This is a genomic window from Vogesella sp. AC12, assembly GCF_024437575.1.
Lineage (GTDB): Bacteria > Pseudomonadota > Gammaproteobacteria > Burkholderiales > Chromobacteriaceae > Vogesella > Vogesella indigofera.
This window is the reverse complement of record NZ_JANFNU010000003.1, coordinates 29793-56303: the sequence shown is the minus strand read 5'-3', so window position 1 is coordinate 56303 and position 26511 is coordinate 29793. Positions and strand designations below refer to the sequence as shown.

At 65.7% G+C, this 26511-nt stretch carries 26 protein-coding genes and 3 tRNA genes; 16 read left to right on the top strand and 13 right to left on the bottom strand.

Annotation, left to right across the window (positions count from 1 at the left end; all coding sequences use genetic code 11):
* Positions 1 to 59: 59 nt before the first annotated feature.
* Positions 60 to 548 carry a TlpA disulfide reductase family protein gene (locus tag NOM55_RS06610; protein ID WP_255907969.1) on the top strand — a complete coding sequence of 163 codons (489 nt, stop codon included), beginning with the start codon at positions 60 to 62 and terminating at the stop codon, positions 546 to 548.
* 61 nt (positions 549 to 609) lie between these two features.
* Here the strand turns inward: NOM55_RS06610 and NOM55_RS06605 are convergent, their stop codons facing one another.
* From NOM55_RS06605 to NOM55_RS06595, 3 genes are all read right to left on the bottom strand, one after another.
* Positions 610 to 3762, bottom strand: coding sequence for an EAL domain-containing protein (locus tag NOM55_RS06605; RefSeq protein WP_255907968.1), 3153 nt, complete (start codon positions 3760 to 3762; stop codon positions 610 to 612).
* Positions 3762 to 4586, bottom strand: a complete 825-nt coding sequence (locus tag NOM55_RS06600) for a phosphate/phosphite/phosphonate ABC transporter substrate-binding protein (protein ID WP_120810180.1) — start codon at positions 4584 to 4586, stop codon at positions 3762 to 3764. The genes NOM55_RS06605 and NOM55_RS06600 overlap by 1 nt, the downstream gene beginning before the upstream one ends.
* 323 nt (positions 4587 to 4909) lie before the next feature.
* Positions 4910 to 6931, bottom strand: a complete 2022-nt coding sequence (locus tag NOM55_RS06595) for an NADPH-dependent 2,4-dienoyl-CoA reductase (protein WP_255907967.1) — start codon at positions 6929 to 6931, stop codon at positions 4910 to 4912.
* Positions 6932 to 7261: 330 nt separating this feature from the next.
* Between NOM55_RS06595 and NOM55_RS06590 the strand changes: the two genes are divergently transcribed.
* Positions 7262 to 7606: a zinc ribbon domain-containing protein YjdM gene (locus NOM55_RS06590; RefSeq protein ID WP_255907966.1), complete on the top strand. Its 345-nt coding sequence runs from the start codon at positions 7262 to 7264 to the stop codon at positions 7604 to 7606.
* Positions 7607 to 7650: 44 nt separating this feature from the next.
* Positions 7651 to 8220 carry a carbonic anhydrase gene (locus NOM55_RS06585; RefSeq protein ID WP_255907965.1) on the top strand — a complete coding sequence of 190 codons (570 nt, stop codon included), beginning with the start codon at positions 7651 to 7653 and terminating at the stop codon, positions 8218 to 8220.
* A 138-nt stretch (positions 8221 to 8358) separates the two neighbouring features.
* On the opposite strand, the gene topA is transcribed toward NOM55_RS06585, so the two are convergent.
* From topA to NOM55_RS06565, 4 genes are all read right to left on the bottom strand, one after another.
* Positions 8359 to 10653 carry a type I DNA topoisomerase gene (gene topA, locus NOM55_RS06580; RefSeq protein WP_255907964.1) on the bottom strand — a complete coding sequence of 765 codons (2295 nt, stop codon included), beginning with the start codon at positions 10651 to 10653 and terminating at the stop codon, positions 8359 to 8361.
* A 279-nt stretch (positions 10654 to 10932) separates the two neighbouring features.
* A complete protein-coding gene (locus NOM55_RS06575) occupies positions 10933 to 11391 on the bottom strand; it encodes a DUF494 family protein (RefSeq protein WP_255907963.1) in 459 nt (152 codons plus the stop codon).
* Positions 11392 to 11409: 18 nt separating this feature from the next.
* A complete protein-coding gene (dprA, locus tag NOM55_RS06570) occupies positions 11410 to 12519 on the bottom strand; it encodes a DNA-processing protein DprA (RefSeq protein WP_255907962.1) in 1110 nt (369 codons plus the stop codon).
* Positions 12516 to 13532 (bottom strand): LysM peptidoglycan-binding domain-containing protein, encoded by a 1017-nt coding sequence (locus tag NOM55_RS06565; protein ID WP_255907961.1) that lies wholly within the window; start codon positions 13530 to 13532, stop codon positions 12516 to 12518. Before NOM55_RS06565 ends, dprA begins: the two co-directional genes overlap by 4 nt.
* Positions 13533 to 13647: 115 nt before the next feature.
* Here NOM55_RS06565 and def point away from each other — a divergent pair, with 115 nt between their 5' ends.
* The 8 genes from def (at position 13648) to NOM55_RS06525 (ending at position 22170) form a co-directional block, all read left to right on the top strand.
* Positions 13648 to 14151: a peptide deformylase gene (gene def, locus NOM55_RS06560; protein ID WP_255907960.1), complete on the top strand. Its 504-nt coding sequence runs from the start codon at positions 13648 to 13650 to the stop codon at positions 14149 to 14151.
* A gap of 84 nt (positions 14152 to 14235) precedes the next feature.
* Positions 14236 to 15156, top strand: a complete 921-nt coding sequence (fmt, locus tag NOM55_RS06555; RefSeq protein WP_255907958.1) for a methionyl-tRNA formyltransferase — start codon at positions 14236 to 14238, stop codon at positions 15154 to 15156.
* 57 nt (positions 15157 to 15213) lie between these two features.
* Entirely contained in the window at positions 15214 to 16068 is an 855-nt protein-coding gene (gene htpX, locus NOM55_RS06550) for a zinc metalloprotease HtpX (RefSeq protein ID WP_255907957.1), read from the top strand.
* Between the two features lie 84 nt (positions 16069 to 16152).
* Positions 16153 to 17400 carry a 16S rRNA (cytosine(967)-C(5))-methyltransferase RsmB gene (rsmB, locus tag NOM55_RS06545; RefSeq protein ID WP_255907955.1) on the top strand — a complete coding sequence of 416 codons (1248 nt, stop codon included), beginning with the start codon at positions 16153 to 16155 and terminating at the stop codon, positions 17398 to 17400.
* Entirely contained in the window at positions 17363 to 17974 is a 612-nt protein-coding gene (locus NOM55_RS06540) for a DUF4390 domain-containing protein (RefSeq protein ID WP_255907954.1), read from the top strand. Before rsmB ends, NOM55_RS06540 begins: the two co-directional genes overlap by 38 nt.
* Entirely contained in the window at positions 17974 to 20085 is a 2112-nt protein-coding gene (locus NOM55_RS06535) for a PAS domain-containing sensor histidine kinase (protein WP_120810171.1), read from the top strand. The genes NOM55_RS06540 and NOM55_RS06535 overlap by 1 nt, the downstream gene beginning before the upstream one ends.
* Entirely contained in the window at positions 20085 to 21353 is a 1269-nt protein-coding gene (locus NOM55_RS06530; protein WP_120810170.1) for a sigma-54 dependent transcriptional regulator, read from the top strand. Before NOM55_RS06535 ends, NOM55_RS06530 begins: the two co-directional genes overlap by 1 nt.
* Before the next feature lie 52 nt (positions 21354 to 21405).
* Complete coding sequence (locus tag NOM55_RS06525; protein WP_255907953.1) at positions 21406 to 22170, top strand: molybdopterin-synthase adenylyltransferase MoeB; 765 nt, start codon at positions 21406 to 21408, stop codon at positions 22168 to 22170.
* Between the two features lie 63 nt (positions 22171 to 22233).
* Here the strand turns inward: NOM55_RS06525 and NOM55_RS06520 are convergent, their stop codons facing one another.
* The 5 genes from NOM55_RS06520 to NOM55_RS06500 all read right to left on the bottom strand — a co-directional run bounded on the left by NOM55_RS06520 (position 22234) and on the right by NOM55_RS06500 (position 24990).
* The gene (locus tag NOM55_RS06520; protein WP_047966612.1) at positions 22234 to 22725 is read right to left on the bottom strand and encodes a peroxiredoxin; all 492 of its coding nucleotides are present in this window, start codon (positions 22723 to 22725) and stop codon (positions 22234 to 22236) included.
* A 34-nt stretch (positions 22726 to 22759) separates the two neighbouring features.
* Positions 22760 to 23170 (bottom strand): thioesterase family protein, encoded by a 411-nt coding sequence (locus NOM55_RS06515; protein ID WP_047966611.1) that lies wholly within the window; start codon positions 23168 to 23170, stop codon positions 22760 to 22762.
* 89 nt (positions 23171 to 23259) lie between these two features.
* Positions 23260 to 23622 carry a VacJ gene (locus NOM55_RS06510; RefSeq protein WP_255907952.1) on the bottom strand — a complete coding sequence of 121 codons (363 nt, stop codon included), beginning with the start codon at positions 23620 to 23622 and terminating at the stop codon, positions 23260 to 23262.
* Positions 23623 to 23635: 13 nt separating this feature from the next.
* Positions 23636 to 24475 (bottom strand): energy transducer TonB, encoded by an 840-nt coding sequence (locus NOM55_RS06505; RefSeq protein WP_255907950.1) that lies wholly within the window; start codon positions 24473 to 24475, stop codon positions 23636 to 23638.
* Between the two features lie 50 nt (positions 24476 to 24525).
* Positions 24526 to 24990, bottom strand: coding sequence for a Dps family protein (locus tag NOM55_RS06500; protein ID WP_255907949.1), 465 nt, complete (start codon positions 24988 to 24990; stop codon positions 24526 to 24528).
* Between the two features lie 75 nt (positions 24991 to 25065).
* Here NOM55_RS06500 and NOM55_RS06495 point away from each other — a divergent pair, with 75 nt between their 5' ends.
* On the top strand, positions 25066 to 25368 hold the full coding sequence (locus NOM55_RS06495) for a DUF167 family protein (protein ID WP_047966607.1): 303 nt from the start codon (positions 25066 to 25068) through the stop codon (positions 25366 to 25368).
* On the opposite strand, the gene NOM55_RS06490 is transcribed toward NOM55_RS06495, so the two are convergent.
* Positions 25354 to 25794, bottom strand: coding sequence for an FxsA family protein (locus tag NOM55_RS06490; protein WP_255907948.1), 441 nt, complete (start codon positions 25792 to 25794; stop codon positions 25354 to 25356). The genes NOM55_RS06495 and NOM55_RS06490 overlap by 15 nt on opposite strands.
* Before the next feature lie 15 nt (positions 25795 to 25809).
* Here NOM55_RS06490 and cutA point away from each other — a divergent pair, with 15 nt between their 5' ends.
* The 4 genes from cutA (at position 25810) to NOM55_RS06470 (ending at position 26509) form a co-directional block, all read left to right on the top strand.
* Positions 25810 to 26133 carry a divalent-cation tolerance protein CutA gene (cutA, locus tag NOM55_RS06485; RefSeq protein ID WP_255907947.1) on the top strand — a complete coding sequence of 108 codons (324 nt, stop codon included), beginning with the start codon at positions 25810 to 25812 and terminating at the stop codon, positions 26131 to 26133.
* 122 nt (positions 26134 to 26255) lie between these two features.
* Positions 26256 to 26331, top strand: a tRNA-Lys gene (locus tag NOM55_RS06480).
* A gap of 14 nt (positions 26332 to 26345) precedes the next feature.
* Positions 26346 to 26421, top strand: a tRNA-Lys gene (locus NOM55_RS06475).
* A 15-nt stretch (positions 26422 to 26436) separates the two neighbouring features.
* Positions 26437 to 26509, top strand: a tRNA-Lys gene (locus NOM55_RS06470).
* Positions 26510 to 26511 lie beyond the last annotated feature (2 nt).

Below are 26511 nucleotides of genomic sequence, written 5' to 3'. Positions count from 1 at the left end.
AACTGTGGCGTACTGGTGGCGATCTAACGCCATCTGACGCATTACTCCGGAATAAACTGATGTCTGTAAAAACCATGCTTTCGTGCCGCCTGCTGCTGGGCGGCCTGTTGCTGCTGCCGCTGGGTGCCGTGGCCGGTGGCCTGCTGGACAGCGCCGTGCTGACCGAGCTTAACGGCAAGCCGGCCAGCTTTGCCCGCTACCAGGGCAAGACCACGGTGGTGAATTTCTGGGCCACCTGGTGTGCGCCGTGCCGCAAGGAGATGCCGCTGCTGTCGGCGCTGGCGCCAAGGTTGGCCGCACGCCAGGTGCGCTTCGTTGGCATCGCGCTGGACCAGCCGGGCGAGGTGGCGGCCTACCTGAAGCAGCTGCCGGTCAGCTATCCGGTGCTGATGAGCGACGGCGAGGGCATCGCGCTGATGCGCGCGCTGGGCAACCGCAGCGGCGGGCTGCCGTTTACCGTGGTGCTGGACGAACAGGGCCGGCCGCTGGCGCGCCTCGCCGGGCTGGTGAGCGAGGCGGAGCTGATGAAGGCGTTGCCGCTGCGCTGACGGCGTTGCGGCCAACCCTGGGCATCTGGCGCTGAGGCGGCGGGCGCGCTGACGCCGCCGCTCAGATCATCACTTCGGCGGCGCTTTTCGCCGCTGCCGCGGCGGTCGCCGGCGCATCCAGCAGCTGGCGCACCTGTTGCTGCAGTTCGTCGCGCAGTTGCTGCAGCTGGCTCACGGTCTGCTCGTCGGCATCCTGCAGTTCGAACTGGCGCCAGGTCAGTACCCGCTCGTTCAGGGTGTACAGCTGCTGGTGCAGCTGGCCGATGCGGTGGTACAGCGGGTGCTGGCCGAAGTAGGCGCTGCCGGCACCGTGATACCAGTTGTCGAAGTCGCGGTAGCTGTTGCCGTTCTCCTGCTGCGGCAGCTCGCGCGATCCCTGCTGCAGCCAGTCGATCAGGCGGTTGCTGGCCTGGCGGTGCGCCAGCTCCAGGTTGAACAGCTTGGTGTCGTCGCCGGTCCAGCGCCGTTTGCTGGCCAGCTGCCAGGCGGCGGCGCCCTGCCACTGCTGCGCCCAGCCCAGCAGCGCGTCCGCCGGCATCGGCCGCGCGATGCCGAAGCCCTGCGCGTGGTCGCAGCCGATGTGCAGCAGCAGGCTGCCGTGCTCGATGCTTTCCACGCCCTCGGCCACCACCGAGCGGCTGAACGCCTCCGACAACCCGATGATGCCCTGCACGATGGCGAGGTCGTCGCCGTCCTCGTGCATGTCGCGGATGAAGGACTGGTCGATCTTCAGCTTGCCGGCCGGCAGCCGCTTCAGGTACAGCAGCGAGGAGTAGCCGGTGCCAAAGTCGTCGAGCGAGAACTCCACCCCCAGCTCGCGGCAGGTGGTCATCAGCGCGCCGACGCGGGTGATGTCCTTCAGCGCGGTGCTTTCCAGTACCTCGATTTCCAGCATCCCGGCCGGCAGCTCCGGGTATTCCGCCAGCAGCGCTGCCAGCCGTTCGGCGAAGTTGTCCTGCTGCAGGTGATAGGCGGAGATGTTGACGCTGACCGGCAGCGTCATGCCCTGCGCCTGCCAGAAGCGCATCTGCGCCAGCGCGCTGCGCAGCACCCATTCGCCCAGCGCGATGTCCAGCGGGCTGCCTTCGGCGTCGTCGAGGAAGTGGGCCGGGGTCAGCAGGCCCTTGTCCGGATGCTGCCAGCGCATCAGTGCCTCGGCGCCGACCACGCTGCCGTCGCGCATATTGACCTTGGGCTGGTAGAACAGGCACAGCTCGCCTTGCTGCAGCGCCTGCGCCAGCCGCCCCAGCCCTTCCTGGCGGAAGCGGCTCTGGCGGTCGTGCTCGGCGTCGAAGATCTGGTAGCCGTTGCGACCCTTTTCCTTGGCCTGGTACATCGCCTGGTCGGCGTGGCGCAGCAGGGTGTCCGGATCCTGCTCGTCCTGCGGATACAGCGTGACGCCGATGCTGGCCGAGATCTCGATATGGATGTCCCCCAGCAAGACCGGGTGGGCGACGGTGTCCAGTACCCGCTGCAGGCTGTGGCGGCAGGTCTGCAGGTCGGGCAGGCCGGACAGCAGCAGCACGAATTCGTCGCCGCCCAGCCGCGCCAGGGTGTCGCCGCCCTGCAGCGTGTGCTGCAGCCGCTCGGCGACCTGCACCAGTAGGCGGTCGCCGACCTCGTGGCCGTAGCGGTCGTTGACCGCCTTGAAACCGTCCAGATCCATGAAACAGATCGCCAGCCAGTGGCCGCTGTGCTGCGCCTGGGCGATGGCCACCTTCATGCGGTCGGCCAGCAGCACGCGGTTGGGTAGCTGGGTGAGCGGGTCGTGGTGCGCCATCTGCGCCAGCCGGTTTTCCTGCGCCTTCATCACCGTGATGTCGGCGAACACCGCGATGTAGTGGCGCACATTGCCGGACTGGTCGTGGATCACCGACACCGACAGCAGCAGCGGTGCCACCTCGCCATCCTTGCGCCGGTTCCAGATCTCGCCCTGCCAGTGGCCGCTGCTCTGCAGCTTGTCGCGCATGGCGAGGTAGAACACCGAGTCGTGGCGTGCCGACTGCAGCTTGCGCGGGGTATGGCCGATCAGCTCGTCGCGCTCGTAGCCGGTGATGCTGCAGCAGGCGCGGTTGACGTCCAGCAGCCGGCCGCGGGCATCGGCAATGATGATGCCGTCGTGGGAGTGCTTGAACACGCCGGCCAGCAGCCGCAGCCGTTCTTCGGCGCGGGTCTGCTCGGTGATGTCGTTCCAGGCGCCGATGATGCCGGCGATGTCGCCGTGGTCGTTGTAGAACACGTCCTTGGACAGGATCACCTCGCGGCGCTGCTGGCGCTGGGTGACGATGCTGGCCTGGTAGTCGAGGTGCGGCTGGCCGGCGAGCAGCTCGGCGTCGTGCAGACAGTGCACCGCGGCGATGTCGGCCGGCCACAGCTCGGCCGGGGTCTTGCCGCGGATGTCGATGCGGCCGTAGCCGGTGACGCGGGTGAAGGCGGCGTTGCAGCCGAGGAAGCGCCCCTGCGCGTCCTTGTAGAACATCGGGATCGGGATCGCCATCAGCAGCATGTCGGCAAAGCGCTGGCTCTTGGCCCAGTGCTCGTCGGCGGACTGCACCGCCGCCGCCATGCGGTTGAAGGCGGCGCCGAGGCGGCCGATCTCGTCGTGGCGGCTTTCCGGCGCCCGCGTCAGCAGCTTGCCTTGCCCCAGTGCCTCGGCGGCGAGGGACAGGTATTGCAGCCGCCGGCTCAGCCACAGCGTGACCCAGATCATCCAGCCGGTGGCGAGGATGATGCCGGCGACGATCAGCGGCCCGGTGCGCTGCGCGAGGCCACTGAGCATGCGGCTGGATTCGCTCTGCCGCAGGCCGGCCTGGATCTGGCCCTGGCTGATCTTGAAGCGGGTGTCGAAGATGTCGTCGTCGCTGTCCGGCAGCGAGCGGTCCGCTTGCGGCTGCAGGCCGTCGGCGAGGCCGGCGCGCGCCAGCTCCTTGCCGCTGGAGTCGCGGATGATCAGGTAGGCGATGTCGCCACCGTGGGTCAGCTCGCTGGCGATCTCCTGCAGCGTGATGAAGTCGCGCTCCAGCAACGGCGCGATCAGCGCCGCCTGCAGCTCACTGTGCAGGCTGCGGGTGCGCAGTTGTGCCTGCGCCACCGCGGTGTCCTGCAGCACGCGCACGCTCTGCCAGGCAATGCCGGCAAAGACCAGCAGCTGGATCAGCAGCAGTACCGGGATGATGGCCCATTTCAGCGAACGGGGACGCAGCGGCAGACGCATTATCGCAGCAGCCCTTTCAGATCCCGGACGAACGGGTCCAGCGCGCGCATGTCCTGCTCGCTGACCGGGCGCAGGCCGCCGTGGTTGAGGTCGCGGCTGAAGGCGCGCCCCTGCGGCGTGTCATTGGCAAAGGTCAGCAGCTGTTGCTGCAACCGTGCCAGCCGCGCGCTGCCGAGGCGCTTGTGGCCGAGGTACAGCTGCGGCGTGGTGTGCGGCAGCCGGGCCAGGATGCGGATCCTGGTATGGATGTCGCCGCCGAACTGGTGCAGCGCGCTGACCGAGATGATGGCGGCCGCCGACTCGCCGCTCAGCAGCGCCGCCAGCGAATTGGCGTGGCTGCCGGTGGGGTGGATGACGAGGTGCTGGCCGGGGTGATAGCCGGCCTGGCTCAGGTAGCGCTGTGCCGCCAGGGTCAGGTTGGCCAGACGGTCGCTGGTCGACACCGTCTGGCCGCGCAGCTGCGCCAACTCGCGGATGCCGTCACGGCGGGTGACCAGCAGCGGCTCCAGGTCGGCCAGCGGTCGCGCCAGCGGCTGGTAGTCCTGCTCCAGCTGCGCCAGGCGGCCGAAGTAGGGCGAGGTGGCGATGATGTCGTAGCGCCCCTGGCGCGTGCGCTCGAGGAAAAAACTGTAGTCGGCGGCGCTTTCCAGCGTCACCGGTTGCTGCAGGGTGCGTTCCAGCTCGGCGCGCAGCGGTTCGTACAGCGTGGCCAGCTTGCGGGCCGACATATAGGGCACCACGCCCAGCACCAGCGAGGCGGCGGCGTGCGCGCTTGGCAGCAGGCACAGCCACAGCAGGCCGGCGGTCAGTAGGTTCTTGGCCATCCATCCAGTCTCGTTATCGTTGGGTCGCCATGGCGCGCTGCGGCATGGACACGATGGCAGGATCGTCAATGACAATGGAATTTAATTGCGCGATTGCCTCGCCAATGATGAAGCAAATACGCGGCGGGTGCAAAAACGGGAACTGATCTGGCGCAAACGAGGTGAAAAATCTATCGAAATGCGGCAATGCACAACAATGCCGTTGCAATGAGCAATGAAGTCTTGCGGCCAACCTTGGGCGCAGGTTGGCCGCAAGCGGGGGAGATGGCACCGGCCGCACCCGGCGCGCCGTGACGGCACGCCGGACGGGCGCTATCCGGTGCTCAGATGCTGGCGGCCAGCCGCGCGCCTTGGTCGATGGCGCGCTTGGCGTCCAGCTCGGCGGCGACATCGGCGCCGCCGATCAGGTGCACCGTCTTGCCGGCGGCAAGCAAGGGCTGCTGCAGTTCGCGCAGCGGATCCTGCCCGGCGCAGACGATGACGTTGTCCACCGCCAATACCTGCGCTTCGCCCTTGATGGTCACGTGCAGCCCGGCATCGTCGATCTTGTCGTAGCTGACACCGGCAATCATCTGCACCTTCTTCATCTGCAGGCTGGCGCGGTGGATCCAGCCGGTGGTCTTGCCCAGCCCGTCGCCGACCTTGCTGCTCTTGCGCTGCAGCAGGTAGATCTCGCGCGGGCTGGGGTGCGGCTGCGGCCCCTGCGGCGCCAGGCCGCCGGCGTGCGCCAGCTGCATGTCCACCCCCCACTCGCGCATGAAGGCGGCGGTATCCAGCGAACTGGATTGGCCCTCGTGGCTGAGGAATTCGGCGGTATCGAAGCCGATGCCGCCGGCACCGATGATCGCCACCTTGCGGCCAACCTTCTTGCCGTGCTTGAGCACGTCGAGGTAGCTCAGCACCTTCGGGTGTTCGATGCCGGGGATCGCCGGTAGCCGCGGCGCGATGCCGGTGGCGAGGATCACCTCGTCAAAGCCTTGCAGCTCGGCGGCGCTCACGCGCTGGTTCAGCCGCAGCGTGACGCCGGTCAGTTCGATACGGCGCGCGAAGTAGCGCAGCGTCTCGTGGAACTCTTCCTTGCCCGGGATCTGCTTGGCGACATTGAACTGGCCGCCGATCTCGCTGGCGCTGTCGAACAGCGTCACCGCGTGGCCGCGCCCGGCGGCGATGGTGGCAAACGCCATGCCGGCGGGGCCGGCGCCGACCACCGCCAGTTTTTTCGGCGTGGTGGTTGGCAGATAGTTGAGTTCGGTCTCGCGGCAGGCGCGCGGGTTGACCAGGCAGCTGGTCAGCTTGCCCTGGAAAATGTGGTCGAGACAGGCCTGGTTGCAGCCGATGCAGGTGTTGATCTCGTCGCTGCGGCCCTGTGCAGCCTTGTTCACGAACTCGGCATCGGCGAGGAAGGGCCGTGCCATCGACACCATGTCGGCACAGCCGCTGGCGAGGATGTCTTCGGCCACTTCGGGGGTGTTGATGCGGTTGGTGGTGATCAGCGGAATGCCCACCTTGCCCATCAGCCGTTTGGTGACCCAGGCAAAGCCGCCGCGCGGCACGCTGGTGGCGATGGTCGGCACCCGCGCCTCGTGCCAGCCGATGCCGGTGTTGATGATGGTGGCGCCGGCCTGTTCCACCTGCTGCGCCAGCTGCACCACCTCGTCCCAGCTGCTGCCGTCGTTGACCAGGTCCAGCATCGACAGCCGGTAGATGATGATGAATTCGGCGCCGACCGCGGCCCGCACCGCACGCAGCACTTCCAGCGCGAAGCGGATGCGGTTGTCGAAGCTGCCGCCCCAGTCGTCGGTGCGCTTGTTGGTGTGGCGCACGATGAACTGGTTGATCAGATAGCCTTCCGAACCCATCACCTCCACACCGTCGTAGCCGGCGTCCTGCGCCAGCTTGGCGCAGCGGGCGAAATCGGCGATGGTGCGCTGGATGTCGTCTTCCGACATCTCGCGCGGGCGGTAGAAGTTGATCGGCGCGCAGATCGGCGAGGCCGATACCAGCTGTTCCTGGTAGCTGTAGCGGCCGGTGTGCAGGATCTGCAGCGCGATCTTGCCGCCGGCGGCGTGCACCGCGTCGGTGACGATGCGGTGCTGCGGGACCTCGTGTGCGTCGGCCAGCATCGACGCGCCCTCGGCCACGCGGCCCTCCTCGTTGGGGCCGACGCCGCCGGTGACGATCAGGCCGACGCCGCCGCGCGCGCGCTCGGCGTAGAACGCCGCCATCTTCTCGAAGCCTTGCGGCGCCTCCTCCAGTCCGGTGTGCATCGAGCCCATCAGCACGCGGTTTTTCAGCGTGGTGAAGCCCAGATCCAGTGGTGCCAGCAGGTGCGGATAAGCCGTCATGGTGTTGCCCTCGTGTGGGTTGCGGCGTTGCGGCCAGGGTTGGCCACAAGGCAAGTTGTTGATTATTGGTTATGTGTCAGCCTTGCTGGCGAAGATACTTACTGATCAGTAAGTTGTCAAACCCGCCATGCGCCGGCGCGGCGGGAGGGCGAGTGCGACGTGCGCGCCGGCCGTCGCGCGCGGCAGCCGGTAATGACAAGACTGCGCCTTTTGCTGGCGAAAACGGGGGTGGCTGGCGGATAATACGGCACTCGTAAAGACCGCACCGTTTACAGGGTTGTTGATGCGCCCGGGGCGCTGCGGCCGCCACATTCAGAAACAAGGTACAGCATGACTAATTTGCCCCAATGCCCGCAGTGCAGCTCGGAATTCACCTATCAGGACGGCGCGATGTTCGTCTGCCCCGAGTGCGCCCATGAGTGGTCCGCCGATGCCGCGGCAACGGATGAGGCCGAGCCGCAGCGCGTGGTACGCGATGCCAACGGCAATGTGCTGCAGGATGGCGACAGCGTGACCGTGATCAAGGACCTGAAGGTCAAGGGTTCGTCGCTGGTGGTCAAGGTCGGCACCAAGGTGAAGAGCATCCGCCTGGTCGACGGCGATCACGACATCGACTGCAAGATCGACGGCATCGGCGCCATGCAGCTGAAGTCGGAATTCGTCAAGAAAGCCTGATCCGCCGCGCCACTGGCGCGCGGGAATGCGAAAGGGGAAATGCGATGTGCCAGGCACAACACTCGCGGCTGGCTGACTGCCACGGCAGCGCGGCGCAGCCGATCGGCCGGCGCCAGTTCGTGAAACTCGCGGCCATGGGCGGCGCCGCGGCGCTGCTGGGCAGCTTCTTGCCGCGCACGGCGCACGCCGCCGGCGGCACCGAGGCGCTGCTGCTGTCGTGCATGGACTACCGGCTGGTCGACGACACCGAGCGCTTCATGGCCGGCAAGGGCATGAAGGACAAGTACGACCACATCGTGCTGGCCGGCGCCTCGCTCGGCGCGGTGACCGGCAAGTTCCCAGCGTGGAATACCGCGTTCTGGGAGCACCTCGACGTCGCCATCAGCCTGCACCACATCCACAAGGTGATGCTGCTCGACCATCGCGACTGCGGTGCCTACAAGGTGGTGCTGGGCGAGGACTTCGGCCAGGCGCCGGACAAGGAAACCCGCGTCCACGCCGAAACGCTGATGGCGCTGCGCAAGGCGATCCTGCAAAAGCATCCGCAGCTGCAGGTGGAGAGCTACCTGATGGCGCTGGATGGCAGCGTGCAGCAGATCGTGGCCCGCGCCTGAGTCAGCGCTCACCCCGTCACCGCCGCCCGGCCTTGCCGCCGCGGCGGTTTTTTTGCGGCCAATGTTGGCCGCAAGCGCGCGACAGGCCATAAAAAAACGCCGCTGAGCTCAGCGGCGTTGTCTTGAGGCGGAGCCGGGTCAGGCTTCTTCCTTGCCTTCCGGCGGCGCGATCTGTTCGGCGTAGCCGCATTCCTTCTGCGGGCACACCTTCTCGGTGCCGCGGCGCTTGGTGGTCTTGATGGTCAGGATCGGCCAGTGACACTGCGGGCACGGTTCGGCCACCGGCGGGTTCCAGGTCGCGTACTTGCACTTCGGATAGGTGTTGCAGCTGTAGAACAGCTTGCCGTAGCGGCTCTTGCGCTCGATCAGGCTGCCGGTCTTGCATTCCGGGCACTGCACGCCGGTGTCGCGCGGTTTTTCCAGTGGCTCGATGTGCTTGCACTTCGGATAGTTGGCGCAGCCGATGAACTTGCCGTAGCGGCCCTTCTTGATGTGCAGCTCGCCGCCGCATTCCGGGCAGGTGCGGTCTTCGATGATGGTCGGCGCCTCCGCCTCGGCGGCGGCCTGTTCCGCGGTTTCACCGACGTTGCGGGTGTAGTCGCAGTCCGGGTAGCCGGTACAGGCGATGAAGCGGCCGCGCTTGCCGAACTTGATCGACAGCGGCTTGCTGCATTTCGGGCAGGCTTCGTCCAGGCTTTCGGTGGTGACTTCGGCGCGGCTGATGCCTTCCTTCTCGGTCAGCTGCTTGGAGAAACCTTTCCAGAAGCTGTCCATCACCGGCACCCACTGCCGCGTGCCGCTGGCAATTTCGTCGAGCTGGTTTTCCAGCTTGGCGGTGAAGTTGTAGTCGACGTACTGGGCGAAGTGCTCGGTCAGGAACTTGTTGACGATGTCGCCGGTGTCGGTCGGGTAGAAACGCTTCTTGTCCAGGATCACGTATTCGCGATCCTTCAGCGTCGAGATGATGCTGGCGTAGGTCGACGGCCGGCCGATGCCGAACTCTTCCAGCGATTTCACCAGCGATGCTTCGGAGAAGCGCGGTGGCGGCTGGGTGAAGTGCTGCTCGCCGTACAGCTTGTCCACCGGCAGCGCGTCGCCTTCGTTCAGCAGCGGCAGCTTGGCGTTTTCCTCGTCCTCGGCGTCATCCACGTCTTCCTCGTACACCGACAGGAAACCGGCGAACACCAGTACCTGGCCGCTGGCGCGGAAGATGCCTTCGCCGACGCTGATGTCGACGCTGGTGGTGTCGAACTTGGCCGGGGCCATCTGGCAGGCCAGCGTCCGCTTCCAGATCATGTCGTAGAGCTTGAACTGGTCGGAGGTCAGGAACGGCTTCATCGCCTCCGGCGTGCGCAGGATGGAGGTTGGCCGCACCGCCTCGTGCGCCTCTTGCGCGTTCTTGGACTTGTTCTTGTACGCCACCGGGTTTTTCGGCAGGTGCTCGGTATCGAAGCGCTCGCCGATGTAGCCGCGGATTTCCTCGACCGCCTCGTTGGCCAGTGCCACCGAGTCGGTACGCATATAGGTGATCAGGCCGACGGTGCCCTGGCCGATGTCCACGCCTTCGTACAGCTGCTGCGCGGTACGCATCGCGCGGTCGGTGGTCATGCCCAGCTTGCGCACCGCCTCCTGCTGCAGTGTCGAGGTGGTGAACGGCGCGGCCGGGCTGCGCGATTTCTTTTTCTTCTCGATGCTGGTGACCACCGCGTCGTGGCCCTGCAGCCGGGCCAGCACGCCGGCCTGTTCCGCCTCGTTGGGCAGCGCGAACTGGTCGAGCCGGGTGCCGGCCAGCGTGGTCAGCTTGGCGCTGAACCTGGTGCGGCCCTTGTGGCTGTCCAGGTGCACCGACCAGTATTCCTGCTCGACGAAGGCCTTGATCTCGTTCTCGCGTTCGCAGATCAGGCGCAGCGCCGGGCTTTGCACGCGGCCGGCGGACAGGCCGCGGCGGATTTTCTTCCACAGCAGCGGCGACAGGTTGAAGCCGACCAGGTAATCCAGCGCCCGGCGTGCCTGCTGCGCGTCGACCAGATCCTGCGCGATGGCGCGCGGGTTGGCGATGGCGTCCAGCACCGCGTTCTTGGTGATCTCGTGGAACACCACCCGTTGCGCGGTCTTGTCCTTGAGCAGTTTTTTCTTGTTGAGGATTTCCACCAGGTGCCAGGAAATCGCCTCGCCTTCGCGGTCCGGGTCAGTCGCCAGATAGACATGGTCCACCTCGGCCACTGCCTTGACGATGGCATCAACGTGCTTGCTGTTGCGCGCCACGACCTGGTATTTCATCGCGAAGTCTTTTTCCGGATCGACGGCGCCGTTCTTCGGCACCAGGTCGCGGACGTGACCGTAGGAGGCGAGGACTTCGAAGTCCGGACCCAGGTATTTTTTCAGCGTTTTCGCCTTGGACGGCGATTCGACAATCAGCAGGTTTGAGGGCATAACGGTCTGTTTTCGGTAGTGCGCCGGGGGGCACGACAATATTGTGTATTCATCAAACAAAACAAGAGCGCAAGGTTTGCGCTCTTGATCGGGCGTTTTTCCGCTGCGGCCAACCTTTGAGGTCCGCAGCCGGGGCTTAGAACCTGTTCGCGATCTGCTGCGCTTCGGCAATACTGCGTTGAAAACGGCTTCGGAATGCTCATTTACTACTTGTAAATTCCGCTTCCTCAGCCGTTTTCGCCTTGTCTCGCTCTAGCTCGCTAGATCGTGAACACGTTCTTATTGCATCGTGGGTTCGCCGTGCAGCGCGCACAGCAGGTCTTCGCCGAGCAGGATCGGCAGTTCCGCGCCTTGTGCCCACAGCACCATCAGTGCCGCCAGCTTGGCGCTGGGCAGGGAGATCTCGTCGTCCGGCATCGCCAGCAGGCGGTCGATCAGCATTTCGCGTTGTGCCGGCGACAGCGCGCCATTGTGCTCCAGGAACAGGATCAGGCCGCGAATCTCGCCGCTGAGGCGGGTATTTTCCTGCTCGCTGAAGCAGCGGAAACCGCTGCCGGCATCGGCACCGTCGTAGCTGCCGTCATTGAGCTGGTTCAGGCCGTCCAGCCAGTCCAGTGCGTCGCTGATTTCCTCGTTTTCAAAGCCGGCCGCCGCCAGCTGGCGACCGAGGTCGTCACGTTCCGGGCAGGCTGCGGGGTCGTTGAATTCTTCGAGAAGATAGGCGAGAACATCAAACATCTTTATTTAATCATCGGGTTAGGTGGGACGGCTTGGCGCCGGTGATCGGCGCTGGTAGCGCCCGCCGTCCAGACTTTCGATGTGTCCGGCCAGCTCAAGCTCAAGAAGCATCGCGTAAAGCTCCCCTGCCGTCAACTTGAGTCGTGCCGCTAGGGTGTCGCTGTCGACCGGGTCGTAGCCGATGGCGGCCAGCAACGGGTGCGCACCAGCGTCGCTGGCGGCGGGCGTGGCCACGGCGCTGACGGCGGGGGCCGTCGCCAGGCGGCCGATCTCGTCCAGCACGTCGTCGGCGCTTTCCACCAGCCGGGCGCCGTCCTTGATCAGGCGGTGGCAGCCGCGCGCCTGGGGGTTGTGGATGGAACCGGGGATGGCCATCACGTCGCGGCCGGCTTCCAGCGCCAGCCGCGCGGTGATCAGCGAGCCGCTCTGCGGCGCGGCCTCGACCACCAGGCAGCCGCGGGCGAGACCGGCGATGATGCGGTTGCGCTGCGGGAAGTGGCCGGCCAGCGGCGGGGTGCCGAGCGCGAACTCGGACAGGATCAGGCCGTGGCCGGCGATGCGGTGCGCCAGCTCGCGGTTGCGCGCCGGATAGACGCGGTCGATGCCGGTGCCGATCACGGCGATGGTGCTGGCGGCCTCGGGCAGCGCACCCTCGTGCGCGGCGGCGTCGATGCCGCCGGCCAGGCCGCTGACGATGCTGTAGCCGTGCGCGGCCAACCTTTGGGAAAAGTCGCGGGCATTGTCCGCGCCCTGCGGCGTGGCGTGGCGGCTGCCGACCACCGCCAGCATCGGCTGCGCCAGCAGGCTGCGCCGGCCGCGGGCGAACAGCAGCGGCGGGGCGCTGCCGGCTTCGGCCAGCTGGCACGGGTAGTCGTCGTCATTGAGCGTCAGCAGGTGGCAGTCCGCACCCGCTGCCCACTGCAGCGCCGCCTCGGCGGCGCGGGCGCCGTCACCGGCGTCCAGTGCCGCCAGCGTCTTGCTGTCGAGGATGTCGCGCAGCTGGCCGTGGCCGGCACGGCAGGCGTGGCCGGCATCGCCGAAGCGCTGCAGCAGCTGCAGGAAGCGTTGCGGGCCGATGCCGGGTGTCAGCGCCAGCGTGGCCCAGTCGAGCAGGGTTTGCTGGGTCACGGTTGCGCGATGCGGTCCTTGATCATGATCGGTTGGGTGGCGTCCAGCACCAGCGCGTAGGAGGCCTTGTTGAACACGCGGAACACGATCAGGCGGCCGACTTTCTCGCTGGGCAGGGTCACCTGCTGCTTCTTGTCGACGCTGATCTGGCGCGGGGCGCGGTAGATGCCGAACACGTGGCCGACCTCGACGCCGTCGCGTGCGCCGCGGTTGATCAGCACGTTGAACTGCTGGCCGATCTCGTTGACACCGGCGTAGCTGGTGACGATGCGGCCCTCCAGCTCTGGCGGCGGCTCGTGCGGGGTGTAGTTGAGCAGCGGCGCCGGCAGGCTCTTCAGCAGGTGGTCGCCGACCAGCACTTCTTCCGCGATCTTGCGCACGCTGAGGGTGGACACCTCGTCCAGCTTGTCGACCATCAGGTCGCCGCCGTAGGTGGCCTCATGGCCGAGCACCTCGTTGCTGTCCGGATCGGTGATGGTGCGCCCCAGGCGGTAGGCCTGCCACAGGCCGCCGGAGTCCAACCCCTGGCTGTAGGCGCGGTCGGTGGTGGACAGGATCACGCGGTTGTCGGGGCCGGCGATGATCTTCGGCGACTGCAGGTAGCTGGCCTCGTCCTCGATCAGCAGCGGGCGCTTGAGGAAGGGGTCGATGATCCGGGCCGGGATGGTGGGAATGGCGCTGTCCAGCTGCTCGGCGCGCACCCGAGGTGACAGCTTGACCACGCGCAGCGCGCTGCTGTCCAGGCGCAGCCGCGGCTTGCCGTCGACCATTTCCAGGTACAGCACGTTGCCGGGATAGATCCAGTGCGGGTTTTTCACCTCGTCGCGGTTCATGTTCCACAGCTGTGGCCATTTCCACGGCGCGGTCAGGTAGCGGCCGGAGATGTCCCACAGCGTGTCACCGCGCTTGACCACGTAGCGTTGCGGCGCATCTGGCCGCAGCACCAGGGTGTCGGCAAATGCGGCGGCAGAGAGGCCCAGCGCGAGGATGAGCGGTATAATAGGTTTAAACATTGATGATTTGACCCCACCTGACCGGCACTGGCTCAGTAATTTATAGTGAAACCGGATGCTGGCAACATTATCGTTGCCTGTCACGGCATCCTACAACTGGAATAACGGTTTGATTATGGCACTGCTCAACATTCTGCATTACCCCGACCCGCGTTTGCACAAGGTTGCCCAGCCGGTAACCAGCTTCGACAGCGCGCTGCAGCAGCAGATCGACAATATGTTCGAGACCATGTACGAGGCCAAGGGTATCGGCCTCGCGGCGACGCAGGTGGATTTCCACCAGCGCCTGATCGTGATCGATATCTCCGAGGACCGCAACGAGCCGCGCGTGTTCATCAATCCGGAGTTCCTGCACAAGGACGGCGAGACGGTGTACGAGGAAGGCTGCCTGTCGGTGCCCGGCATCTACGACAAGGTGACCCGCGCCGAGCACGTCAAGGTGCGTGCACAGGACGCCAAGGGAGCATTCTTCGAGCTGGAGACCGGCGGCCTGCTGGCGATCTGCCTGCAGCACGAGGTGGATCACCTCGACGGCAAGGTGTTCGTCGAATACCTGTCCGATCTGAAGCAGAACCGCATCCGCACCAAGATGAAAAAGCGCGAGAAGCACACCCTGTAAGCCAGGGACGGCGGCCAGGGTTGGCCGCAAGCTGGTGTCGGGACACGCGCCGCGTGTCCCTTTGCATTTGCAAGGATAGCCCGAATGAAACTGATTTTTGCCGGCACGCCGGTATTCGCCGCCGCCGCATTGCAGGCGCTGCTTGATGCCGGCCACGACATTGCGCTGGTACTGACGCAGCCGGACCGCCCGGCCGGGCGCGGCATGAAGCTGAAGCCCAGCCCGGTGAAGGGGCTGGCGCTTAAGCACGGCCTGCGCGTGGAGCAGCCGCTGACGCTGAAGACGCCGGAAGCGCAGGCGCTGGTGGCCGAGGTCGGCGCCGAGGTGATGGTGGTGGCCGCCTACGGCCTGCTGCTGCCCAAGGCGGTGCTGGACATGCCAGCGCGCGGCTGCCTCAACATCCACGCCTCGCTGCTGCCGCGCTGGCGCGGGGCGGCGCCGATCCAGCGCGCCATCCTCGCCGGCGACGCGGAAACCGGCATCACCATCATGCAGATGGATGTCGGCCTCGATACCGGCGACATGCTGAGCATCCGCCCGCTGCCGATTGCGGCCGACGACTCTGCCGCCAGCCTGCACGACAAGCTGGCCGCGCTCGGCGCCGACGCCATCGTCGGCACCCTGGCGCAGCTGGACGGCTGCACGCCGCAGCGGCAGCCGGAGGAGGGCGTTACCTACGCCGCCAAGCTGAGCAAGGACGAGGCGCGCATCGACTGGACGCAGCCGGCGGCCGACATCGCCCGCGCCATTCGCGCCTACAACCCGGCACCGGGTGCGCACACGCTGCTGGGTGGCGAGGCGCTGAAGCTGTGGCAGGCACACGCCGTGGCCGGCACGGCGCCGGCCGGCGAGGTGCTGCGTGCCGACGCCGACGGCGTGGTGGTCGGCACCGGTGCCGGCCTGCTGGTGCTGACCCAGCTGCAGGCCGCCGGCGGCAAAAGGTTGGCCGCACGCGAGTTTGTCGCCGGTCGCAGCGCGCTGGCGGGAACCCTGCTCGGGGCTTGATATTCCAATGCCGATGCCCCCATATCGGGAGCATGGACTGGTACAAAGGAGGACGCGATGGGCTTTAACTGGCTGAAAACCACCATCCTGATGGCGGCGATCGTGGCGCTGTTCGGGATGATCGGCGGCATGATCGGCGGCCAGAGCGGCATGCTGCTGGCCTTGCTGTTCGGCGGCGTGATGAACGTGTTTGCCTACTGGAACTCCGACAAAATGGTGTTGCGCATGTACAACGCGCAGGAGGTGGATGCCCGCACCGCGCCGGAGCTGTACAACATGGTGGCCGAGCTGGCGCAGCGCGCGCAGATGCCGATGCCGCGCGTGTACGTGATCCACGAGGAGCAGCCGAACGCGTTCGCCACCGGCCGCAATCCGGAGCACGCGGCGGTGGCCGCCACCACCGGCATCATGCGCATGCTCAGCTACCAGGAGCTGCGCGGGGTGATGGCGCACGAGCTGGCCCACGTCAAGCACCGCGACACGCTGATCTCCACCATCAGCGCCACCATGGCCGGTGCCATCTCGGCGCTGGCCAACTTCGCGATGTTCTTCGGCGGTCGTGACGAGGAAGGGCGCCCGACCAACCCGATCGCCAGCATCGCGGTGGCGCTGCTGGCACCGCTGGCGGCCAGCCTGATCCAGATGGCGATCTCGCGCGCGCGCGAATTCGAGGCCGACCGCGGCGGCGCCGAAATCAGCGGCGATCCGCTGGCGCTGGCCAGTGCGTTGCAGAAGATCGAGTACTACGCGCAGGGCCGTATCATGCCGGCGGCCGAGGCGCATCCGGAAACTGCGCAGATGATGATCATCAACCCGCTGTCCGGTGGTGGCCTCAGCAGCCTGTTCCGCACCCACCCGCATACCGAAGAGCGCATTGCCCGCCTCAATCAGATAGCGCGCAACGGTCGCTGACCGGTATCATTGCACCATTATTTAAAACGGCCACCGTTCCCTGTGCGAACGGTGGCCGGTTTCATTGGAAAGAACCAGACTGACATGCATCGAATCCAGGAGTTGGCCGCGGGCATCATTGCGCGTGTAGAAGAAGGGCGTACCCTGACCGAGGCGCTGGGCAGCATCCAGCGCAGCGAGACCCTGACGCCCGGCGAGCGTGGCGCACTGCAGGACATTGCCTACGGCAGCCTGCGCAATCTCGGCCAGTTGCGCTTCATTCTGCGGGCACTGGTGCCCAAGCCGCTGCCGGCGGTGGATGTCGAGCGCCTGCTGCTGGTGGCGCTGTACCAGTTGATCCACACCCGTGCCGCACCGTATGCGGTGGTCGACCAGGCGGTGACGCTGGCGCAGGATCTGGCCGCCGGCCGCCTCAAGGGGCTGGTCAACGGCGTGCTGCGCAACTTCCTGCGTAACAAGGACCAGCTGCTGGCCGATGCCCAGGCCGACAACGAGGCGCGTTACAACCACCCGCGCTGGTGGGTACAGAAGGTGCGCGCCGCCTATCCGACGCGCTGGACCGACATCCTGGAAAAGAGCAACCGCCATCCGCCGATGACGCTGCGTATCAACCGCCGCCACGGCACCGCCGCCAGCTATGTCGAGGCGCTGCAGGCGTCCGGTCGCGGCGCCAAGGCGCTCGGCGACTACGCGGTGAAGCTGGATGCACCGTGCAATGTGCGCGATCTGCCGGGTTTTGCCGAGGGCCGTGTCTCGGTGCAGGACTTCGGCGCGCAACAGGCGGCGCTGCGGCTGGATATCGCCGACGGCATGCGGGTGCTGGATGCCTGCGCTGCCCCCGGTGGCAAGAGCGGTCATTTGCTGGAGTTGGCCGATATTCAGCTCACCGCACTGGACATCGACGCGACGCGGCTGGAACGGGTGGCCGAGAACTTGGCGCGCCTGCAGCTGACGGCCACGTTGGCCGCAGCCGATGCCGCCAAGCCGGACAGCTGGTGGGACGGCGTGCCGTTCGACCGCATCCTCGCCGACGTGCCGTGCTCCGCCAGTGGCGTGGTGCGCCGCAATCCGGACATCAAGTGGCTGCGCCGGCCGGACGATTTCGCCGCGCTGGGCCAGCAACAGGCGGCGATGGTGGACGCGCTGTGGCCGCTGCTGGCCAAGGGCGGCAAGATGCTGTACGCCACCTGCTCGATCATGCCGGAAGAGAACCAGCAGCAGCTGGATACCTTCCTGCAGCGTCATCCGGATGCACGCCTGGCCGGCTCCGAACAACTCTTGCCCTCGGCAGACCATGACGGTTTCTATTACGCGCTGCTGGAAAAAGCTTAAGCAACAGCTGCTACTGCTCGCTAGCCTGCTGTTGCTGGCGCAGGCCGGGCTGTGCCACGCCGCCGATGGCATCGTGGCGCAGCGGCTGCAGCTGGAGGCGCAGGACGGTGCGCTCAGCGTGGCCAGCCGTTACCGCATCACCCTGCCCGCCATGCTGCAGCAGGCGCTGCAACAGGGCGTGCCGCTGACCTTCCGTCTGACCTTCGAGCTGACGCGACCGCGCAGCTCGGCCTACTGGCTGCAGCTGTCACGCTGGTTCGACCCGACCGCCAGCCTCAGTTTCAAGCTGAGCCACTACGGCCTCACCGGCCGCTACCGCGTCACCATCGGTGGCCTGTCCAAGAACTACGCCTCCCTCGACGAAGCGCTGGCCGCGGTCGGCAGCATCGCCGGCTGGAAGGTGATGGACATCGCCGACTGGTCGCCGGCGGAACAGCAGCAGCTGCGCGGCCGGCTGCGGCTGGAGCTGGACCTCGGCCAGCTGCCGCGCCCGTTCCAGCTCAACGCGCTGGGTGCCGATGACTGGGCGATGGATTCCGGCTGGAACAGCATCGCCCCGTCAGGAGGCAACTGATGCGCTACCCCGTCATCGCCACCGCTTTCGGCTTCGTGCTGCTGTACCTGCTGGCGATTTCCACCGGCAATACCTCCAAGCTGGCGGAATACTACTGGTGGGTGTTCGGCCTCAACGCCTTCGGCCTGGTCGGCCTGCTGGCGGTGGTGGCGCGGCAGATGCTGCGCCTGCGCCGGCGGGTGAAGAGCCGCGAGTTCGGCGCCAAGCTGACGCAGAAGCTGGTGGTGATGTTCACCCTGATCGCGCTGCTGCCGGGCATGCTGGTGTTCACCGTCTCCGCGCAGTTCCTGACGCGCAGTATCGAGAGCTGGTTCAACGTCGAGGTGGAAAACGCGCTCGACCGCGGCCTGGAGCTGGGGCGCAACGCGCTCGGCTTCGTGCTGTCCGATCTCAGCCGCAAGTCGCGGCTGGTGGCACGCGACATCGCCGACTACAGCGACCACAGCCTCAACAGCCAGCTGCTGCGCATGCGCGAACAGCTGGGGGTGCAGGAGATCGCGGTCTACAACCAGCAGGGACGGCTGCTGAGCTTTGCCGGGCCGGATGACGTGCGCTACCTGCCGCGGGCGCCGGATCCGGACGTGCTGCGCAGCCTGCGCCAGCGCAAGAGCCACGAGATCATCGACAGCGATCCCGACGGCACGCTGGAGCTGAAGGTGCTGCTGTCGTACCGCAGCTACGTCAACGACCAGACCCAGATCATCCAGATCATTCAGCCGGCGCCGGTGGACATCGCCCGCGACGCCGAGCTGATCGAGGACGCGCGCGCCGAGTACCGGCAGCTGGTGCTGTCGCGCGACGGCCTGAAAACCTTCTACATGCTGACGCTGGCGCTGGTGTTCCTGTTGGCGTTGACCGCAGCGCTGGCGTTTGCGCTGTTCATCTCCGAGCGGCTGTCGGCGCCGCTGTCGGAGCTGGCCGCCGGCACCCGCGCGGTGGCGCAGGGCGACTTTTCCAAGCGCCACCCGGTGTACCGCAAGGACGAGCTGGGCATCCTCACCACCATGTTCAACCGCATGACGCAGCAGCTGGACGAGGCGCGGCTGACCGCCGACGAGAGCCGGCGCCTGCTGGAATCGGGCAAGCTGTACCTGGAGAGCATCCTCGCCAACCTGTCGACCGGGGTGATCGCCTTCGACTACAACTGGCAGCTGCGTGCGGCCAACACCAGTGCCTCGCGCATTCTCGGCGTCGACTTCGGCGAGCTGTCCGGCCACGAGCTGCAGGTGTGGCCGGTGTTGCGTCCGGAGCTGTCGCCGCTGGTGGAAACCATCCTGCGCGAGGCGGCGACCACCAATCCGCACGACTGGCAGCAGCAGATCGACTACCTTGGCGCCCAGGGGCCGCGGCAGCTGGTGGCGCGCGGCGCCATCCTGCCGGAACAGCCGGCCACCGGCTACGTGGTGGTGTTCGACGACATCACCGAACTGGGCCGCGCGCAGCGCGATGCGGCGTGGGGCGAGGTGGCGAAACGGCTGGCGCACGAGATCCGCAACCCGCTGACGCCGATCCAGCTGTCGGCGGAACGGCTGGCGATGAAACTGGCCGACAAGCTGCAGCCGTCGGATGCCGAGATGCTGAAGCGCGCCACCGATACCATCATCAAACAGGTCACCGCGCTCAAGGGTATGGTCGACGCTTTCCGCGATTATGCACGGGCGCCGAAGATCAAACTGGTCAAACTGGAGCTGAATACGCTGCTGCGCGAGGTGCTGGTGCTGTACGAAAGTAACCCCGCGCTGAAGGTGGATTTAAGCCTGCAAGCCTTGCCAGTCATGGGGGACGCGGCTTTGCTGCGTCAGGTGTTGCATAATCTTTTGCAGAACGCACAAGATGCAATCCTTGACGCTGACATCCCGATGATTCAAATTAGCACCCGACTAGAAGGAAGGAACGTGCTCGTCTGCGTAGAGGACAACGGTGTTGGCTTCAGTCCGGACATCCTTCCCCGTGCGTTTGAGCCTTATGTAACCAACAAGGCCAAGGGGACAGGATTGGGACTGGCCGTGGTGAAAAAGATAGTGGAGGAACACCATGGACAGATCACCCTTGCCAATGCACAGAGCGGCGGTGCGCGCATCCTTCTCACCCTGCCCTTGCTGGAGGCTTAATGCGAAGCAGCGATATTCTGATTGTTGATGACGAGATCGGTATCCGGGAGCTTCTCTCGGAGATTTTGCAGGACGAAGGCTATACCGTCGCGCTGGCTGAAAATGCCGAAGTGGCTCGTCAATTGCGCAACCAGACCCGACCAGCGCTGGTGCTGCTGGATATCTGGATGCCGGATTGTGACGGCGTCACCCTGCTCAAGGAGTGGGCCAAATCCGGGCAACTGAACATGCCGGTGGTGATGATGTCCGGTCACGCCAGCATCGACACTGCCGTTGAGGCAACGCGCATCGGTGCTTTCGATTTCCTCGAAAAACCGATCGCCCTGCAGAAACTGCTGACCACGGTGCAGCGTGCGCTGAAATATGGCGACATGCAGGCCAATACTTCGCTCAATCTCGACAAGATGGGCAAGAGCGAAACCGTGCAGGAGCTGAAGAAGCAGCTGGAACGGGTATCGAAACTGAAGTCACCGGTGCTGCTGACCGGTGAATCCGGTGCCGGCTTCGAGCTGGTGGCGCGCTTTTTCCACCAGGGCAATACGCCGTGGGTGACCCCGGCCAAGGTGGAGCAGCTGGCGGATGCGCCGCTGGAATTGCTGCAGAAGGCCAATAACGGCGTGCTGTTCCTGCCGGAAATCGGCCAGTACAGCCGCCGCACGCAGCAGGGCCTGCTGTTCCTGCTGTCCAAGCTCGACCGCTTCAATGTGCGGCTGATCTGTTCCTGCAGCCGTCCGCTGCAGGAGCTGCTGGTCGATCCGGAGTGCGACAACCGCATGCTGACCGCGCTGTCCAGCGTGATCGTGCCGATCCCGGCGCTGCGCGAGCACCCGGAAGACATCACCTCGATCGCCGAGCAGATCCTGCACGAGCTGGTGGAGTCGAAGCAGGTGCCCAGCCGCAAGCTGACCACCGCGGCGCTGAATGCGCTGCGCCAGTACGACTGGCCGGGCAACCTGGAACAGCTGCGCAGCATCATCAAGAGCCTGGCGCTGACCGCCGAATCCGGCGAACTGGACGCGCCGGAAGTGAACAAGGTGCTGGCGCAGTTCCGCCACGACAAGCCGGCGGAAGAAACCGGTTTCGACTTCAGCCTGCCGCTGCGCGAACTGCGCGAACAGCTGGAACGGCGCTATTTCGAGTACCACATCGTGCTGGAAAACGGCAATATGAGCCGGGTGGCGCAAAAGGTCGGCCTGGAGCGTACCCACCTCTACCGCAAGTTGAAGCAGCTGGGCGTCAAGTTCAGCCGCAAGGGTGTGGAAGAATAAAACCTGAATCAAGATCAAGGGAGATGGCCGCGTTTGCGGCCATTTTTGCATCATGACGCAAGAACTGAACGACGCAGCCCTGCTGCGCTACAGCCGGCACATCCTGCTGCCGGAAATCGACATCGACGGCCAGCAGCGCCTGCTGGCCGCAAGGGTGCTGGTGGTCGGCGCCGGTGGCCTCGGCGCGCCGGCGCTGCTGTATCTGGCCAGTGCCGGTGTCGGTCAGCTGACGCTGGTCGACGACGATACCGTTGAGCTGACCAACCTGCAGCGGCAGATCATCCACGACATGGGCACGCTGGGGCAGCGCAAGGTGGATTCGGCGGCGGCAAGGTTGGCCGCCATCAATCCGGACGTGCAGTTGCGGCTGCTGGCCGAGCGGCTGGCCGGCGAGCGGCTGGTGACGGAAGTGGCGGCGCACGATCTGGTGCTGGACTGCTCCGACAACTTCGCCACCCGCCACGCGATCAACCGCGCCTGTGTGGCGGCCAGGGTGCCGCTGGTGTCCGGCGCCGCGGTGCGCTTTAGCGGCCAGCTGGCGGTGTACGACGTGCGCGACGACGCGTCGCCGTGCTATCACTGCCTGTTTCCGGACGAGGGTGAGGCCAGCGACGGGCCGTGCGCCACCTTCGGCGTGCTGGCACCGCTGGTCGGTGTCATCGGCAGCCTGCAGGCGGTGGAGGCGATCAAGCTGCTGGCCGGGCGTCGTCCGGCGCTGGGGCAGCTGACGCTGTACGACGCGCTGGACGGCAGCTTCCGCCAGCTGAAGGTGCCACGCGATCCGGATTGCCCGGTGTGCGGCCAACGTTGTCACTGACTGCGGCATGAAAAAAGCCGTTGCCATCGAAAGATGGCAACGGCTTTTTTGCGGCCTGCGCGATCAGGCCTTCAGGTTCTGCTCGATCAGCTGGTGCAGTTCGGTGAAGTCCGGCTCGCCTACATAGCGCTTGATGATATTGCCCTGCTTGTCGATCAGCACCGAGGTCGGGGTCAGCTGCACCTCGCCGAACGCCTTGGCGATGCTGCCGCTGCTGTCCAGCGTCACGAAGAAGGGCAGCGCGGTGTCCTTGACGTAGGTCTGCACGTAGTTGGGCGGGTCGTAGCTCATCGCCACCGCCACGGTTTCGTAGCCTTGCGGCGCATACTTCTCGTGGGTGGCGCGCAGTTTCGGCATCTCGGCCATGCAGCCGCTGCAGCTGGTGGCCCAGAAATTGACCAGCACCACCTTGCCTTTCAGGCTGTCGGTGCTGGCGGTCTGGCCCGACAGGTTGGTGTAGTGGACTTGCGGCGCCTGCGGCTTGTTGAACAGCGCGAGGTAGGCGACGATGGCGAGTACGGCGATGCCGACCAGTGCCAGTATCCATTTTTTCATGACTGAGTCTGTCCTGTTGCGAAGGCGGTGAGGATCAGGCTTGGTGTTGCAGCCCGGTCAGAAGTTCCCGCAGTTTACCCTCGATCGCCACCGCCTTGTTCTGCTTGCCGTCAAACGCGACGAAGGTGACGTCGGCCTCGGCCACCACGGTGTCGCTCCCGGCCAGCTTCACGCACTGGTGGATCACCGCGCTGCGGTTGCCGACCGACTTGACCGCGGTCTCGATCGCCAGCTGGTCGTTCATGGTCGCCGGGTAGCGGTAGTCGATGTTGATATTGACCACGATCAGCGCGATGCCGGAGCTGAGAAAGGCCGGCAGGTCGGCGCATTCCTCGAAGAAGGTCCAGCGCGCTTCTTCCAGGAACTCGAGGTAGCGCGCATTGTTGACGTGGCTGTACAGGTCGAGGTGGTAGCCGCGGACCTTGATGCTGGTGCTGTGAATCATGATTGCCCCTTCGTGTGGGAGTGCCGTTGCCGGCAAGGTGGTGTCAGTTTGTTGTTGCCGTGCCGGCGGTGAGCAGCCGGCGCCGGCGCTTACTGACTATCCAGATCAAACGGCTGGAACGCCTCGCGTGCCAGCGGGCTGCTGACCAGATCGGTCAGCACCGGGTGGATGTCGATGTCGAACCAGTCCATGAACAGCGCCGCGCTGAGCGTCGGCGGCCACAGCGTGTCGTCCTCGCACCAGTCGGCCAGCTCGGCGCTGAACAACGCGTGGTAGTGCTCGGCGAGGAAATCGGCGGGGTCGACATCGTCGACGTGCGGGATCAGCAGTGCATTGCCGTTGCGGCGCAGCTCGTCCAGCGCCACGACCGGGGCGCCGGGCAGGCTACCCAGCCAGTCGGCGAACGGCTGACGCGGTTTCAGAATGACGACGCTGCGATTGACTTCAAACATGGTGGATCCTGTATCAATTGGCGGAGAGCTGGTTGGCGGTGGTGAAGCTCCATTTGCGCACCACTTCAAGGCTGCGGAATTCTGCGGCCAACGTTGGCGGGAACGGGGCGTAGGGGGCGGCCATGCGCACGATGTTCTGCGCGGCCTGGTCCAGCACCGCGTGGCCGGAGCTGCGCAGCAGGCGCACTTCCTGCAGCGCGCCGTCGGCGCGGATCACCACCGCCAGCTCCAGGCTGCCGTACAGGTTCTGCGCCCGCGCTTCTGCCGGGTAGTTGCGTTTGCCGATGTGTTCGATTTTCAGGCGCCAATCCTCGACGTAGCGCGCCCAGCTGACCCCGGTGGCGCTGACGCCGAACACCGCCTTGGCCTTGTCCTGCGCTTCGCCGGCGGCGGCATTGGCGCTGCTGCCCAGCTGCCGCGCCTGGCTCAGCCAGTCCTGGGCGCTGCGCGGCGCCGCTTCCGGGGTGGGTGGTGGTGTGGTGTAGGCGGACTGTGTACGGCTGAGCACCGCAGTGGACTCGGCCTTGGGAGCGGCCGGTGCCGGCGTGGCCCTGACGCTGGTGGCAGCGGTGGTGGTGGCGACTGCCGCCGGTGCGGGCTTGGCAGCCGGGGCGGCGCTGCCGGCCTGGCTGTCGTGCTGCGCCAGTTGCGTGGCCAGCGGCGGCGGGGCGCTGGCCGGCGGCGTTGCCAGCAGCGTGACTTGCAGCGCCGCCGGCTGCCATGACGGAATGCGTGGCAGGCCGTGCCGGCCGACGGCGAGCAGCAACAGTAAATGCAGCGCCAGCGATACCAGGATCGCGGCATGAAACAGCGATTTGTCCGGTGGCGCTGGCGTAGGTGTGAAACGTGTCATGGTGAGCGTGCGGTTACACTTTGCGGCAGTGTATCACGCGCGCCGCGGCCTCAGCTTTCCAGCAGGCTGCGCAGCATCCATGCCGTCTTTTCATGCACTTGCAGGCGTTGGGTCAGCAGGTCGGCGGTCGGCTCGTCGTTGGCCGGCTCGGTCACCGGGAACAGCGAGCGCGCGGTGCGGCAGACCGTCTCGTGCGCCTGCACCAGCTCGCGGATCATGTCCTGCGCCTTGGGCACGCCCTGGCTTTCGGCGATCGAGGTCAGGCGCGCGTAGTCGCCGTAGCTGCCGGGGGCGATATGGCCCAGTGCGCGGATGCGCTCGGCGATCTGGTCGACGGCCAGCGCCAGTTCGTTGTACTGCTGCTCGAACATCAGGTGCAGCGTCTGGAACATCGGGCCGGTGACGTTCCAGTGGAAATAGTGGGTCTTCAGATACAGGGTGTAGGTGTCGGCCAGCAGTTTCGACAGGCCTTCGGCAATGCGGGTACGATCCTGTTCGCTGATTCCAATATCCATGGTGATCTCCTGTCTTTATGGGTGTCGTTGCAGTATACGCCCGATTTACAATAGCCTTTTTGAGGTGGGGCAGGCATGAACCCCTGGTTAACTTCGCAGCCGGATGGTATCCGGCTGACCTTGCACCTGCAGCCCGGCGCGCGCAAGACGGCGTTGGCCGGCGAATACGGCGACGCGCTGAAGATCAGGTTGGCCGCACCGCCGGTGGAGGGCAAGGCCAATGCCGCGCTCTTGCTGTGGCTGGCGCAGGCGCTGGCGGTGTCCAAGTCGTCGGTGACGCTGCTCAGCGGCGAGCGCAACCGCCATAAGATCGTCGCCATCCGCGGCATCGATGCCGCCACCGCACTGGCCCGTCTGCAGGCCTTAATGCAACCGTGAGTTGGGATCGACGGTCTTGTCGACGCGCTGGTATTCGCCTTCGATGATGTCGCCGCCGGCGCTGCCGTCCGCGGGCGGCGGTGGCGACGGCGGTGCCATGTTCGCCAGCGTCGGGCCGCGCCATGGCAACATCAGCAGTAGGGCCAGCACGTCGCTGATCAGGCCGGGAATGGCAAACAGCAGGCCGGCCAGCATCACGCGCAGCGGCCACAGCAGGGCGAGCAGCGACACCTGGCCCTGTTTCAGCACCGAGCCGATGGTCAGCAGGCTGGCCAGCTTGCTGTTGCGCATCATCGCCACGCCGAGCAGCACGGTGAACAGCAGCCAGGCGATGGTCCAGCCGCCGCCGATGGCGTCGGCCAGCGTGATCAGCGAGAAGATCTCGGCAAACGGGTATAGCAACAATACGATCAGAAACGCACGCATAAAACAGGTATCCAAATGGAAGTGATCATGGTGCTGTGCAATGTGCCGGATGCGGCACTGGCACAACAAATTGCGGAGACGCTGGTCGGCGAGCAACTCGCCGCCTGCGTCAATATCATGGCGCCGTGCCGCTCAGTGTATCGCTGGCAGGGCAAGCTGGAAAACGCCAGCGAGGTGCCGTTGCAGATCAAGACCACCGCGGCGGCCTATCCGGCACTGCAGGCGCGCTTGTTGCAGCTGCATCCCTACGAGGTGCCGGAGATCGTCGTGCTGCCGCTGGCGGCCGGCTTGCCGGCTTATTTGACATGGGTGGCCGCGGAAGTTCTTTCAAGCCCTTGACGCAAAAATTGTTTTTGCGTGTGTTTTGCTACGGAATATTGGCGGATAGCACAAATTTCAAATTATCGGCCAAGAAAATCTTGACGCGAAAAATCGGCTTCGGTATAGTTTCGTTCTCTCGGGGGTCGTTAGCTCAGTTGGTAGAGCAGCGGACTTTTAATCCGTTTGTCGCAGGTTCGAATCCCGCACGACCCACCACCGAGACCCCTGATGGGTCGTTAGCTCAGTTGGTAGAGCAGCGGACTTTTAATCCGTTTGTCGCAGGTTCGAATCCCGCACGACCCACCATCAGGACCCTTACGGGGGTCGTTAGCTCAGTTGGTAGAGCAGCGGACTTTTAATCCGTTTGTCGCAGGTTCGAATCCCGCACGACCCACC

Coding starts and splice junctions, on each gene's coding strand:
- NOM55_RS06610 (WP_255907969.1), top strand. CDS start 60: ATGTCTGTAAAAACCATGCTTTCGTGCCGCCTGCTGCTGGGCGGCCTG.
- NOM55_RS06605 (WP_255907968.1), bottom strand. CDS start 3,762: ATGCGTCTGCCGCTGCGTCCCCGTTCGCTGAAATGGGCCATCATCCCG.
- NOM55_RS06600 (WP_120810180.1), bottom strand. CDS start 4,586: ATGGCCAAGAACCTACTGACCGCCGGCCTGCTGTGGCTGTGCCTGCTG.
- NOM55_RS06595 (WP_255907967.1), bottom strand. CDS start 6,931: ATGACGGCTTATCCGCACCTGCTGGCACCACTGGATCTGGGCTTCACC.
- NOM55_RS06590 (WP_255907966.1), top strand. CDS start 7,262: ATGACTAATTTGCCCCAATGCCCGCAGTGCAGCTCGGAATTCACCTAT.
- NOM55_RS06585 (WP_255907965.1), top strand. CDS start 7,651: ATGTGCCAGGCACAACACTCGCGGCTGGCTGACTGCCACGGCAGCGCG.
- topA (WP_255907964.1), bottom strand. CDS start 10,653: ATGCCCTCAAACCTGCTGATTGTCGAATCGCCGTCCAAGGCGAAAACG.
- NOM55_RS06575 (WP_255907963.1), bottom strand. CDS start 11,391: ATGTTTGATGTTCTCGCCTATCTTCTCGAAGAATTCAACGACCCCGCA.
- NOM55_RS06565 (WP_255907961.1), bottom strand. CDS start 13,532: ATGTTTAAACCTATTATACCGCTCATCCTCGCGCTGGGCCTCTCTGCC.
- def (WP_255907960.1), top strand. CDS start 13,648: ATGGCACTGCTCAACATTCTGCATTACCCCGACCCGCGTTTGCACAAG.
- fmt (WP_255907958.1), top strand. CDS start 14,236: ATGAAACTGATTTTTGCCGGCACGCCGGTATTCGCCGCCGCCGCATTG.
- htpX (WP_255907957.1), top strand. CDS start 15,214: ATGGGCTTTAACTGGCTGAAAACCACCATCCTGATGGCGGCGATCGTG.
- rsmB (WP_255907955.1), top strand. CDS start 16,153: ATGCATCGAATCCAGGAGTTGGCCGCGGGCATCATTGCGCGTGTAGAA.
- NOM55_RS06540 (WP_255907954.1), top strand. CDS start 17,363: ATGACGGTTTCTATTACGCGCTGCTGGAAAAAGCTTAAGCAACAGCTG.
- NOM55_RS06535 (WP_120810171.1), top strand. CDS start 17,974: ATGCGCTACCCCGTCATCGCCACCGCTTTCGGCTTCGTGCTGCTGTAC.
- NOM55_RS06530 (WP_120810170.1), top strand. CDS start 20,085: ATGCGAAGCAGCGATATTCTGATTGTTGATGACGAGATCGGTATCCGG.
- NOM55_RS06525 (WP_255907953.1), top strand. CDS start 21,406: ATGACGCAAGAACTGAACGACGCAGCCCTGCTGCGCTACAGCCGGCAC.
- NOM55_RS06520 (WP_047966612.1), bottom strand. CDS start 22,725: ATGAAAAAATGGATACTGGCACTGGTCGGCATCGCCGTACTCGCCATC.
- NOM55_RS06515 (WP_047966611.1), bottom strand. CDS start 23,170: ATGATTCACAGCACCAGCATCAAGGTCCGCGGCTACCACCTCGACCTG.
- NOM55_RS06510 (WP_255907952.1), bottom strand. CDS start 23,622: ATGTTTGAAGTCAATCGCAGCGTCGTCATTCTGAAACCGCGTCAGCCG.
- NOM55_RS06505 (WP_255907950.1), bottom strand. CDS start 24,475: ATGACACGTTTCACACCTACGCCAGCGCCACCGGACAAATCGCTGTTT.
- NOM55_RS06500 (WP_255907949.1), bottom strand. CDS start 24,990: ATGGATATTGGAATCAGCGAACAGGATCGTACCCGCATTGCCGAAGGC.
- NOM55_RS06495 (WP_047966607.1), top strand. CDS start 25,066: ATGAACCCCTGGTTAACTTCGCAGCCGGATGGTATCCGGCTGACCTTG.
- NOM55_RS06490 (WP_255907948.1), bottom strand. CDS start 25,794: ATGCGTGCGTTTCTGATCGTATTGTTGCTATACCCGTTTGCCGAGATC.
- cutA (WP_255907947.1), top strand. CDS start 25,810: ATGGAAGTGATCATGGTGCTGTGCAATGTGCCGGATGCGGCACTGGCA.